Annotated in this window: 11 protein-coding genes; 4 read left to right on the top strand and 7 right to left on the bottom strand. The window is 40.8% G+C overall.

Annotated elements, in window-relative coordinates; all coding sequences use genetic code 11:
• Both EDC41_RS01455 and EDC41_RS01450 read left to right on the top strand, forming a co-directional pair.
• The gene (locus EDC41_RS01455; protein WP_006252138.1) at positions 1 to 987 is read left to right on the top strand and encodes a FecCD family ABC transporter permease; all 987 of its coding nucleotides are present in this window, start codon (positions 1 to 3) and stop codon (positions 985 to 987) included.
• The gene (locus tag EDC41_RS01450; RefSeq protein ID WP_006249912.1) at positions 987 to 1,793 is read left to right on the top strand and encodes an ABC transporter ATP-binding protein; all 807 of its coding nucleotides are present in this window, start codon (positions 987 to 989) and stop codon (positions 1,791 to 1,793) included. Before EDC41_RS01455 ends, EDC41_RS01450 begins: the two co-directional genes overlap by 1 nt.
• Before the next feature lie 20 nt (positions 1,794 to 1,813).
• On the opposite strand, the gene purN is transcribed toward EDC41_RS01450, so the two are convergent.
• The 5 genes from purN to EDC41_RS01425 all read right to left on the bottom strand — a co-directional run bounded on the left by purN (position 1,814) and on the right by EDC41_RS01425 (position 6,303).
• Positions 1,814 to 2,452 (bottom strand): phosphoribosylglycinamide formyltransferase, encoded by a 639-nt coding sequence (gene purN, locus EDC41_RS01445; protein ID WP_015587131.1) that lies wholly within the window; start codon positions 2,450 to 2,452, stop codon positions 1,814 to 1,816.
• 106 nt (positions 2,453 to 2,558) lie between these two features.
• Positions 2,559 to 4,193, bottom strand: a complete 1,635-nt coding sequence (locus tag EDC41_RS01440) for a TonB-dependent receptor domain-containing protein (protein WP_235658928.1) — start codon at positions 4,191 to 4,193, stop codon at positions 2,559 to 2,561.
• A gap of 9 nt (positions 4,194 to 4,202) precedes the next feature.
• On the bottom strand, positions 4,203 to 4,802 hold the full coding sequence (locus EDC41_RS13775; RefSeq protein WP_041447974.1) for a TonB-dependent receptor plug domain-containing protein: 600 nt from the start codon (positions 4,800 to 4,802) through the stop codon (positions 4,203 to 4,205).
• 8 nt (positions 4,803 to 4,810) lie between these two features.
• Complete coding sequence (locus EDC41_RS01430) at positions 4,811 to 5,608, bottom strand: ChaN family lipoprotein (RefSeq protein WP_006253747.1); 798 nt, start codon at positions 5,606 to 5,608, stop codon at positions 4,811 to 4,813.
• Positions 5,609 to 6,009: 401 nt separating this feature from the next.
• Positions 6,010 to 6,303, bottom strand: a complete 294-nt coding sequence (locus tag EDC41_RS01425) for a hypothetical protein (protein ID WP_006247812.1) — start codon at positions 6,301 to 6,303, stop codon at positions 6,010 to 6,012.
• A gap of 143 nt (positions 6,304 to 6,446) precedes the next feature.
• Here EDC41_RS01425 and EDC41_RS01420 point away from each other — a divergent pair, with 143 nt between their 5' ends.
• Both EDC41_RS01420 and EDC41_RS01415 read left to right on the top strand, forming a co-directional pair.
• On the top strand, positions 6,447 to 6,836 hold the full coding sequence (locus EDC41_RS01420) for a type II toxin-antitoxin system RelE/ParE family toxin (RefSeq protein ID WP_006247811.1): 390 nt from the start codon (positions 6,447 to 6,449) through the stop codon (positions 6,834 to 6,836).
• Positions 6,808 to 7,107 (top strand): helix-turn-helix domain-containing protein, encoded by a 300-nt coding sequence (locus EDC41_RS01415; protein WP_006247810.1) that lies wholly within the window; start codon positions 6,808 to 6,810, stop codon positions 7,105 to 7,107. The genes EDC41_RS01420 and EDC41_RS01415 overlap by 29 nt, the downstream gene beginning before the upstream one ends.
• An 8-nt stretch (positions 7,108 to 7,115) precedes the next feature.
• Here EDC41_RS01415 and EDC41_RS13485 read toward each other — a convergent pair whose 3' ends face one another.
• On the bottom strand, positions 7,116 to 7,274 hold the full coding sequence (locus tag EDC41_RS13485) for a hypothetical protein (protein ID WP_006247809.1): 159 nt from the start codon (positions 7,272 to 7,274) through the stop codon (positions 7,116 to 7,118).
• A gap of 9 nt (positions 7,275 to 7,283) precedes the next feature.
• Positions 7,284 to 12,635, bottom strand: a 5,352-nt coding sequence (locus tag EDC41_RS13770; RefSeq protein WP_243642642.1) for a phage tail tip fiber protein, incomplete at its 5' end; no start/stop codon positions are given.

Raw genomic sequence — 12,635 nt, 5'->3', positions numbered from 1 at the left:
TTGAAACTGCATTTAACCTTAATTTTCACTTTAATTATCAGCTTAGTGGTTTGTACCCATTTAGGGGCGATGTCATTACCCCTATCCGCTTGGCACTGCAACAACGCTGAATGCGAAAGTGCAGCCTATATTTTATGGCAAATCCGCCTGCCTCGATTACTAGGGACATTATTCATCGGGGCAGCTCTCGCTATTAGCGGAGCAACAATGCAAGGGCTGTTTCGCAATCCGTTAGTAGATCCGGGGATTATTGGTGTCTCTTCAGGTGCTGCATTGGCTGCGGCATTATATATCGTGGTGATTCAGCCACTACTGCCGGAATCAATCAGCTATTATGCTCTACCTATTGCCGCCTTTTTAGGGGGCTGGCTGGTGACTTTTATGCTCTATTTACTTTCTCAACGTAACGGGCAACTACATATCGCCATTATGCTATTAATTGGTATTGCTCTAGCTGCATTTAGTGGCGCTTTAACCGGCATACTGATTTATATTGCCGATGATAACCAACTTCGTAGTTTAACCTTTTGGAGTATGGGATCTTTAGCAGGTATGAATTGGCAAATGGTGGCAATGATGGCTGCGGTTGTCTTCATTTGTAGCCCACTTATTTGGCGGGAACACCGTGCGTTAAACGCCTTAACATTAGGTGAAGAAGATGCACAATACATTGGTTTTGACATTGCAAAAGTCAAACGCCGTCTTGTGTTTTACGTTGCCTTATTAACCGGCACAAGCGTTGCCTGTGTTGGGGCTATCGGCTTTGTCGGGCTGGTTATTCCACATTTAATGCGTTTACTGGGAGGCAGTAACCACCGCCATTTATTACTCAATAGTTTAGTTTGCGGTGCAATCTTATTAATGATTGCAGATACTCTTGCCAGAACCCTAGCCGCCCCGGCAGAAATCCCGATTGGTATTTTTACCGCCTTATTTGGTGCGCCATTCCTTGCAGTAATGGTATGGAAAAGTGGGAAACATATCTAATGAGCAATTTATTAACTTGCCAAAATTTAAGCATCGTTCATCAACAAAAAAAGTTGCTGGAGATTCAAGAAATTGCCTTTGAACAAGGAAAATTTACCGCCATCATCGGTCCAAACGGAGCCGGCAAAACAACCTTGCTCAAAGCCTTAAGCGGTAATAATGCACAAACTAACAGTGCCGTATTTTATCAACATCAACGCTTAACAGACTTAAACGGATATGCTCTGGCTCAAAAACGGGCAATGCTCAGCCAACAGAGCCAAATTGCCTTTCCCTTAAAAGTAGAAGAATTGGTACAACTCGGAAGAGAGCCATATCGCCAAAGTGAATTTGCAAAATTTAATGAAAAAATAACCGCTTGGGCTATGGAAACAATGTCTTTAACCGCATTAAAAGAAAGAAGTAGCATACAACTTTCCGGTGGAGAACAACATCGAGCGCATATTGCTCGAGTGCTGGCTCAGCTCGTTCCTGAACCGAATGCCGATTTAAGCGGAAGCTGGCTTTTGCTTGATGAACCCACCAACCATTTGGATATTCATCACCAATATCAGCTTTTTTCCTTACTACAAAAGCTGAAACAACAAGGCTTAACTATCATTGCGATTTTGCACGATCCTGCATTGGCAATAAATCAAGCCGATCATATCTTAATGCTAAAAAATGGAGAAAAATTTGCTGAAATGTCCGCTAAAGCCATTGCAGAAAGTTGTTTATTAGATGAGCTGTATGAAATGAAAATGGGCTGTCGCTATTGCCCTCACAGCGGGCAATATTATCTTTGCCCTGCATTAGCTGAAAGTTAGGGTGCGATGCACCCTATCGTTTAATCTTCTGCATATCCACAAGCAGGCAGTAGTTTACCGTCTAAATACGCTTTGCCGTGCTGAGAAACTAATCTACCCGAACAGAACCACTCAATCACCAACGGATAATATCGATGTTCTTGCTCAACCACTCGAGCCATTACATCTTCAATCTCATCTTCAGGATAAATCGGCACTTTAGCTTGTAATACCACCGCACCAGCATCCACTTCTTCATTCACGAAATGAATAGTCGTGCCGTGTTCACTTTCCCCAGCCTCTATCGCTCTTTGATAAGTGTTTAGCCCTGGGTATTTAGGTAATAAGGAAGGGTGAATATTGAGTATTTTGCCAGCAAAATGTTGCGTAAATTCAGGCGTTAAAATTTTCATATAGCCGGCTAATACAATTAACTCAGCTCCTAACTGCTCAATTTGTTCGGCAATCGCAAGATCCATTTCCACATTGCTTTGGTAATCTTTACGAGAAAATACAAATGTCGGGATTCCCGCCTGTTTAGCTCGAATCAGCCCATAGGCATCTGCCTTATTGCAAATTACACCGCAAATTTGACCGCTTGTATCCGCAGATTTTTGCGCATCAATCATTGCTTGTAGGTTAGAACCATTCCCTGAAATTAAAACCACAAATTTTTTCATATTACACACCGGCTGAATATTCATCGTTCTGGATATTATGCCTTGAATCTCAACATCAGTACAGGAAAGAAAAAGGGCTTATTGGTTAAAATAAGCCACTTTCAAGCTAGAAACGCACCTCTGCCCCTAGTGTGTAAGTTCGACCTCTGGCACTATTTGTGAAACGATAGGTGTCTGTATCATAGTCATACTCTTCTGCGGTGGAAGAGTTATACGCATTTAAGGCATCAAGATAATTTCGGTTCATCACATTTTGTACCCCGGCTTTTAAGGTTAAATGTTTATTCACTTTGTAATTTGCATATAAATCGATAATCACCGGAATATTCGGTAACTGCTCGTGAATAATGTTGCCATCTTCGTCTAAATCAATACCGACACGTTTCGCTTTGCCTGTATATTTAAAAATGCTAGACAGTGTTAATTTTTTATCCAGCAATTTAGCCCCTAGCTCCAAAGTCGCATAATCTTTTGGTAGCTGGGTATAAGCTTCAGTGCCAAATCCATAAAGAATAGTCGCACCTTTTGAAGTGGGTGCTGTGCTTTCAGTTCGGGTATAACTACCATTGACAAAAAAGCTATCGGAATCGTAAGCCAGCTCAACTTCCCAACCTCGATTTTTAACCTTTTCAGGGTGATTCACATAAATTTGGAACTGTATGGCATTGGTAGCATCACTTGAATTTCGACATACTGTTGGCCCACAACCATACAACGAGAGGTTATACAAATAGTCTTTAATGCGTGAGTTAAAATATACCGCTTTTAGCCCCAAGATATCATTATTGAGTAATACATTATCTTGATGAATATTAAACCCAATCTCATAGGTTTTCGCACTTTCTGGTTTCAAAAACGGGTTCACACTCAAGCCATTTCGACTGGTATTAAACATTTCTTGCACATTAGGCGAACGGGAGGTTTGTTTGTAACTGACAAAAGGTTGAAACCAATCAGCAACCTGAAATGCTAAAGTGGCAGAAGGATTCAACTTATAATGTTTTTTATTAACATCAAACCCAAAAGAAGGGAAACAATAATCCATATCATCGCTATCGCATTCTGGCTTATATCCTTTTAACTGATAGCGTGAATAGTGAAGACTTGAATTTAAAGTGACAATGCCGTATTTCCATTCGGTGTCTAGGTAAAGGGAATCAATATTTTGCTTACCTGCCGGCCCAAAAGCGGCATTGCTAATCGCTCCATCATTATTCTTACTTTCCGGTAAATCACGGGAATATTTATTTCGCATTAAATTTATACCATAAGTCAATAATGCTGATAATTTCCCTGACTCAAAACGGCTGGTGTTATTCAAATCAAACATCCACATTTTGTTTTTGGTTGAGGCATCTTCTAATGTCCATAGTTTTGCATCATCGTGGAAATCTTGCTTAGTTTCTGTTACTGCTGTTAGGAATTTCAGATCAATCCAATCAGATTGAGGCTGGTAACTGGATTCTAAGGAATAGGTCACACTATCAATATTACGCCCCACTAAGCTATTTTTATATTGACGTCCGGACAATTTAAACTCTGAATCTTGATTTGGCTTAAAGGCCATTTTTCCCATATAAGATTCAGGGTGATTTTTTAACCCTTGCATATAAGCAGAATCCGTTGCCATTGTGCCATTACCTCGGCGATAATTTTGACTGATACTACTTTTGCTAAAAGCCAATAAACTGCCAAGAGAACCACTTTCCAGCACATCAACTTTTCCGGCTAGTGCAAGCATTCCGTTTTTTCACAGATCATTATTGCCATAATTAAAACGGCTTAATACGCCGACTTTATGTTGTTCTAGTAGAATATCTTCGACATCAATCGTTTTAAAATTAGCACTACCGGCTAAAGCATTCAATCCGGCTGCACCATTGTTGTAGCCTTTCGCAATATCAACTCGGGTTAAAAAATTTTGATCAATTAAAGTGCTGAATTGGCTCATTGGCCCGTTACCATCAGTGTGGAACTTACCACCGCCGTTTGCTGATGTACCAAGCTGTGTTTGTGGCACGCCATCAACTAAGGTATTTACCCGACCAAGACCACTCATATTACGAATATTCACACTCACGCCCCCTTGCCCCGGGTCAATTTGGGTATAGCCACCTGCGACAGAACGGACAATACTATCTAAACTTTGCATTGCATTCACATTCATTGCTCGAGAACTCACCGAGCCGGCTTTACTGAAATTCTCAAAATTAGGGTTTTCCACAGTGCCATAAACCGTCACAGTATCAAGCTCCGCAATATTTTTCGCCTTTTCCTCTGCCAATGCAGTTTGCGATCCTCCCATACACAAAACCGGAAACAAAATGCGTGTGATTATATTAAATTTCATAATTCTCCTTATTGAGTGACCCAAAGATAATCTGCCTGTGAAGAAGTAATTTCTTCTCTCTCTGTTTTAAGCATTAGCACCGCTACTTTTTTTGTTCGGTCATATTCCGCAATATGCAACGGAACGCCAAGATCTTTGCGAACGTGGTGGTTACCTGCAATCAGCAAGCTAGTCGATAACGCATTTTTTACTAATTTTTCTGCCATTCTGCGATCACGGAATTGTTGTACTGCCACCATATTTTCCATCGGGTAAGGCATTCCGTGATTCATTGACAGCAACAGTTGTGCGATCTTTTGCTTAACTTCAGAGGAAGTGGATACAGAACCTTTTAATGGCTCCGCCCCATTTAATAAAATTTCAACCTCTTTATCTGTTAAGTTAGTGGCTATAACACGACTATTTGAACCTAAGCTCTCTACCACTAAATCTTGATACATCTTCCAATCCCATTTTTGCCATTGAATTGCCTCTCTTAAATCCGTGGCTGATAAATTAACCGGTCGGTTAAACTGAATGCGATCAATCGCAGGCTGCTGATCCACATTTAACATCTCCAACGCAATTAAATGTAACTTGGCTTTCTTCGTAAGTTGATTAAATAAATACAATTCAATTTGGTGGTGAATTAACTGAGTATGCTCCTCACCAACTAAAACGTAATCTTGAGAAGATAGACGGGAAAGTAGTTCAGTAAATGAAATCGTTTGATTGGTATTCAGATCAATAATTTGGCCGATAGAGTCCACGTTTTGTTCATTAAGGGATTGCGTTGAAACCGAGCAGCCTAAAAGAAAAAAAGCCATAAAAAGGCTAGCTAAAAAAGAGGAAATACGAGGTAACATAACAAAAAATAAATTAATGAGAATTATTATCATTATGTTATGTAAAAAAAGAAAAATCAATCCATTTTCAGAAAACAGATAAAGAAAATGATTGATAAAACAAAAAGCGGTAATATTTCTAAAAAATATTTCAAACTTAAGTGAGCATAAGGCTTATTATAAATAAAACGTTCCGAAAAAACATTGAATTTCATTAAAAAATTCCTTTATTTATCAAATAAATGCGATTTGTTTCGGAACGTTTTTTAATGCTTATTTTGCAACATACGGATTATCAATGGAAAGCGTTGCTGTAGACATTGTGCCTCCTAGTACAAAAAAACCGCTTGGTTTCCCTAAGCGGTTCTAATCTATAAGAACTATTACACCACAATCTGCCCCGTCTCTTTTAAGTACTTATAGATACGCCCTAACATAATCTGCGTTGGCGTTTTGCCAATATCCTCTTTTGTTAGCGGTGCATCAGTAATCGCTTTGGCTGATTGAGCATCAATATATTTGTACTCACTTGTGATGATTACAAAGTTTGTTACCTCGCCATCGGTATCATCACCTGTGCCAACAACATACTTAGCATTGAGTGAGCCGTCATCTTGAGTTGAGTAACTTGCGATAGTTGAGTACATTGGGTTTAAGATTTTGTTAAAAGTTGTCATAATTTTTCCTTTTGTGGATTGTTGATAAAAAAAGACCGCTTGTAGTCATACAAACGGCTTAGTAGGAAGAGTAAATTGCTTTACATAATATAACCTTTTATTTATACTTCATTTATAAATAGTAAGTTATAAAAGGTTCAAAAATGGCAGACCCTATAGAATGGTCTATTATCACGACTGACTGCTTTGATGAATGGTTCGGTCAACAAGATGAAAGTACTCAAGAACGTGTCTTGGCTTGTTTAATCTATCTGCGGAAATTCGGTTATAGTCTAGGCAGACCTTATGCTGATACAGTTTATCAGTCTAAATTCCCTAATATGAAAGAGTTACGCATTCAAAACAAAGGTAAGCCAATTCGAGCATTTTATGCTTTTGACCCTTTACGCCAAGCGATAGTACTTTGTGCTGGCGAGAAAGGTAAAGACAAAAGATTCTATGAAAAAATGATCGCTCTTGCTGATGCGGAATTTACCTCCTATTTAAATAATTTAGAGAAAGAAAATGAAAACGTTAGATCAAATGCTCAATGAACTCTCTCCTGAACGCCGCCAAAAAGTGGAAGATATGGCTCAAGAAATGATTAGAGAGATACAACTTTCAAAACTAAGAGAAGAGCTAAATCTCTCTCAACAACAATTAGCTACAGCTCTCGGTATTTCACAGCCTGCTATTGCTAAACTTGAACAGAAAGATAACGATCCAAGATTATCCACGCTCAAACGCTATATTGAAGCAATGGGCGGTAAGTTAAAACTTGCCGTTGAATTGCCTACAGGCGATGAGCGTGTAATTAGGATTTAATTACTTTGTTAACCTGAATGCCCTCCTGAGCCAATACAGTTTTTCCCCGGTAATTGCTCTTGAGGGGCTAGTTGATAACAAAAGGTTGGTTTTGTTGTATAGTCTTGCTTATATTGAGTTGTACAAGCTGAAACCATAATTGTTGTAAGTAGTATAATTTTTTTCATATTTGCCTCCTATAATTGATAAGATGAACCATTTGTAGATGATATAATTGCTCGAAAATTCACTTTAGCACTTCTCCCACGCCCTGCACACCACGCACGACACGTTACTACATATTGAGTATTAGCAATGAGTATTGCCCCAGAATCATTAAATGGGTTAGATACATTAGGTGAAATAGTATTGCTAATATCAATTACAGACGGTAATGTAATTGTTGTCGGTGTCCGATTACTACCACTACCATAAAAAGTTTTGCTTTTACTCTCTCCTGTCGGAGTGTGGACAACATACAATGTTCTCGTCGCTTTTGTAGCAGGTAGTACAAATTGACATACATACTCATAATATGTATCACTTAATGCAAAACTGTTTTTCGTTTCTGAATATGTTTTACTTTTCCCTGTTGCTTTTGATGTCCAAGTTTTAGCCTCATAGATATTACCTCCGATCAATTGGTTGATTTCAAGTTCTCCAGTAAATTTACCTGTTAATCCCTCAATTCTTGCTCCTTTAATTATTCCCCCTGTAATTGTTGTACCTGAAATTGTCCCACCACTAATTGTCGTACCTGTAATTGTACCAGCAGTTACCTTACCAAGATTTGCCGATATTGCCGCTAAATTGTTTACATTTAGCTTATCCGCAGTGATCGAACTCCCCACAATATGACTTGCATTAATCGAGTTTGCTGCCATATTTCGAGCTGCAATCGTGCCGGCTGCGATTTCGTTGGCGGTAATGGTATTTGCTGCAATTTGTTGAGCAGTAACGGTATTAGTAACTATTGAGCCACCGTGGATAGCGGTTACACCGGCATTTTGCCAAGGGCTAGGCTGAGTGATATCTGTAACATTATCACTAGCCTCCTCAAGCATTGGTCTACGAGCAAATAAAAATGGATTAGCTTTACCTTGAATATTATCTAATCGTAATGCGAAACGAATACAGCCTGAAGTAGGTGCAGTAAATACAACCTTAACCCGTTTCATATTTTTAAATTCGCCTTGATGAGCACTATAGCCAGTAATTACCTCGCTGTTGCCTATCCGACCTAAGTAAGCACCACCAGGTTTTTCGATATTCTCAATGACTAATTTAGCTTGCCCACGATGACAAGCTAACCATACGGAGGCAATATATTTTTTATTAGGCACAACATTAATATCCTGAGATAACCACCCAATTCGCCCAGTATCAGAGGTTTCCTTTGTAGTGCTATACCGCATCGAAAATACTAACTCATTTGGTAGTCCTCCATTTTTTAGTCCGTAATTATCTTGTTTATTCCTATTGAAAATATTACGGGTGTCAATATTTAGCCGATCACCAACTTCTCCTCGCCAGTAGTTCCAGCCAAACGGAGCTATTGACAAATCGGGTGTTGCAAAAATAGGATTAACCAGCAAATTCCCGCCTAGCCCAATCGCTAACTTATCCGCCGATATTTGCCCTGCTGCCAAGTGTTCCGTACGGATAGCTCCCGCCGTCAATATTCCGGCTCTTACTGAGTCTGCATCAATGTGGCTACCTTTAATTGTACCTGTTGCAATTAAATCCCCATTAATCGCAACTTTATTTTGAGCCACACCAAACAATCGTACCGGTTGGCCGTCTTGAGCATTTTTTACTACCTCAAATTTGTCTGCCATTACAATGACAGAGGATTCTGCATTGCGATTGTCTGCCGCGGCACCAAGTGCGATACCGGCAATCGCTTTACGTCCACCGGCAATGGTTTCGGTTTTGATGGTATGAGTAGACGATAATTTACCATCTACACCGGCTACAGCATTACTCACTTGAGTAATTTTTGCCAAGTTTGAGCCAACAGAAGCAGTAACGGTATCAATACGAGAGCTTAATGCAGAGTCGGCATTCGCTAAAGTCTCCTGAATAGTATCAATTTTAGCCGAAACTGCACTAACCGCACTGTCCACATCTTCAGGTGCTGGCGTCCAGTCTGTGGCTACGTTGCCTTTTTCAAGTTTGACGCTGTGAAACGCTAACCAATCTGTGGTCTCATAAGTACCATTTACACCAACAAGCAGATAGGCTCGCTCACTTGTCCATTCGGCAGTAAAGGTTATTTTAGGTCTGTTTAATAGGCTGGCTATAACAGGTATTGTTGCTAACCGTTGATTAGCCCCATCAGCACGCATCAAGAATACATAGTTGAGCCCCGTTTTTTGTATGCCGGCTGTACCCTGTACATTCAGGCTAAGTGTGTACTCTTGACCCTGTCTGATATTACTTACTTGAGCGGCTGGTGCTTGTACAATACCGGCCACACCTGCGCCACCAAGCATTCCGAGTCGTATCAACATATTGCCGCGATAGACTGTGCGTGTGATTGATGACATTTTTGTATTGTAGTTGATGTGTTGGTTGTAAGTACTGTCTATCAGTAAGTTCCTTGCACCGATAGAAAGTGAATCAACGGCAGATTTTGCATCAGCTTTCCAAATTGACTGTAAGGAGCTTTGAGCAATACTTGCCACCTCAGTTTTATTTGCTTTGGCGGTTTCCAAACGAGAGAGCGAACCTTCCGTTGTTTTGGTGCGCGCGGTTAGATCACGCAGTGTCGTCACCGTTGTCTGATTAAGTTCCGTCACTGCCCGTTCGGTGCGAGTGAGGTTACTTTCCGCTGCCCCCATTCGGGTTGTGAGCCCCGAAATCTGCGTAGCTTTGGCTTGATCTGCTTTAGCTTGTGCCGCCTGATAAGCGGTGAGGTTGGACTGAACCGCTGATACTTTGTCGTCAATATCCTTGGCGGTTGGTGTCCAGCCTGTGGCAACATTACCCATTTCGAGCTTAACGCTGTGAAATGCGAACCAGTCTGTCGCCTCAAATATGCCATTTGCGCCAATCAGTAACCGAACTTGATTGCTCGTCCACGGCGCAGTAAATGTCACTTTAGGGCGTTGGGACAATGATGCAGTAAGCGGCAAAGTTGGCAATCTAAAATTGCCACCATCTTCGCGGATAAGGTACACATAGTTTAACCCTGTGCGGGTAAAACCTGCCGTCCCCTGCGCATTTAGTGACAAGGTATAGGTTTCACCCTGACGAATACGCGTAGTGGCTTTTTGTGTGCCTTGAGTCACACCAAAATGCCCTGTGCCTGCTTGGGTCACAAACACTTGAGTCAAGCGACGATCACCATATTGCGAGCTTGCCACTCGTGAGCTACCGCCCCAACGGGCTGTCGTCAAATACTCACTATCAACCAGTAGATTTGCACCACCGATTTTCAAGGCATCCACCGCACTTTGCGCATCGGTGCGCCAAATGCTCTGTAAGTTCTGCTGGGCAATACTTGCCACCTCACTTTTATTCGCTTTGGTTGATTGGAAATTGGTAATATTTGATTCCGCATTTGCAACACGGCTTGTTATGTCTGTGAGCCTCTCTGCATTCGCTTTATCTGCATCAACACGAGCTTTTTTTTCTTCCGTGATTTTGGCGTTGAAATTAGTCTCTGCTTTGGTCAAGTTCACAGATAACTGATTAAGTTGCTGTGCTTGTGCTGAATCGGTAGCCGCTTGAGTTTGTTTATAACTCGTTAAATCAGCCGAAACAGCACTAACCGCACTGTCCACATCTTCCGGTGCTGGTGTCCAATCTGTCGCTACGTTTCCTTTTTCTAGCTTTAAACTATGAAACTCAACAAATTGATTTGGAGTAGATTGGAAAAAACCAACTAAGAAATAGCCTTGTTGTGTGGTAAACGGTGCTTTGAACGTCAGTTTGTAATAATTGAACTCTGTTTCAGAGGCAACGTTAATCACTGGTAATCTAACGTTATTCCCATCTTGACGCATTAGATAGAGATAGTCTAGTGCCTTACTTCCTCGAGCAAATAATGAGAGTGTATAAGTTTCTCCTTGTTGGAAATAAGATGTGGAATGGCGATTAGATGAACAAATACCAACAGGACCGTTAGTACCTGTTGAGGTTACTTTGATAGTTCGGCGATTTGCATTTTCAGCAAATTCAATTTGTGGGCTACCCCATTTATTGTACGCATTGAACTCGCTGTCTCTTAATAAATTCCGACCTCCGATATTGATATTATCAATCTTAGCATTTAAATTCTGACTGACTTCACTAATGCTTTGGGCATTATTTGCTACCGTACGTTGAATAGTTACGATATTGCTTTCAGCTGCTCCCATTCTTGCTGTTAATGCTTCACGTGCTTGAGCTTCAGCTTTATCGCCGTTTGCTCGTGCTGTTTTTTCCTCTTCCAAGCCTGATAGAGCATTATTAGCTTTTGCTGTGACAGCAGAAATCAGTTGTGCTTGTTGAGCATCAACATTTTGTAACTGTGTAACAGCAGCCCCACGAGCGGTTGCTTCAGCTTGAATTTTTTTCGTTAAATTCGCACTTTCGGCTTGAATGGCTTTAGTACGGTTATTTGCTTCGGCAGTAACGGCATCTTGTCGGTTAGTAATCTCTTGGTTAATGTTGCTTTGAGCTGTTTCCGCTAATCTTCTTGCCAAATTTGCGGTGTTATCTGCACCTGTTAATTGCGAAATAAGGGACGTATCAATTTTAGATTTTGATAATTTGCCGGTAACATCTTCCGCAGCCACTGTAGCTGAGTATGCTGTACCGTTCCAAGTATAGAGCTTGCCGTCAGCCTGATTGTAAACTTGAGATGACGCCAGTTTAGTACCTTTGTCGGTCAAATTAGCGACTGTTTTCACTAATTCTAAACCTCTTGCCGGTGCAGCAACATCAAAAACCTCATTAACAATATTGCGTGATAACTGAGTGTTTAATTCGGTTAATCGAGCATCCAAATCAACCGCTGTTTGTCCTCTTACCCCCTGTTGTTGATAAAACGGTCCGACATTAATGCCTCTGGTATGGCGTAGCCAATAATAGCGTACAACCTTGTTACCTTTTAGTGTGTGAGCGTAGGTTCTAGCGGTCACTTTTGCGATTTTTTTTGCAAGGGCGAAATTATCGGTTTCGGCCGCAAAAATTTCGGTTTGTGTGACTTCATTTACCCAATCCCATTCGAGGGTAATTTGCCCTAATCCACCTGTTACTACTACACCGGTCGGAGCTGGAGGTCGATCAATAGTAAAGGTTTGTGTTTTTTCGGTGACGATTTGCCCTTTGGCGTTTTTGCCGTAAATAATCACGCTGTAATCGCCATTCGGTAAATCGCTCAACTCAATATTTGGGTCGGCTAATCCTTTCTTGAACTGATACAAATTACCATCTTTGTTGATTTTAATATCATAGGTTAGCTTACCGTCGCCAGAACTAATATCACTGGAGATATAGAGCTTGCCGTCATAACCAGTCGAGACTTCTACTGCGTTAATTTGCGGGGCTTTGTAAAGCGT

The organism is Mannheimia haemolytica (assembly GCF_004342115.1).
Taxonomy (GTDB): Bacteria; Pseudomonadota; Gammaproteobacteria; order Enterobacterales; family Pasteurellaceae; genus Mannheimia; species Mannheimia haemolytica.
The sequence above is the reverse complement of the archived record's forward strand: the minus strand, read 5'-3'. Positions and strand labels throughout refer to the sequence as shown.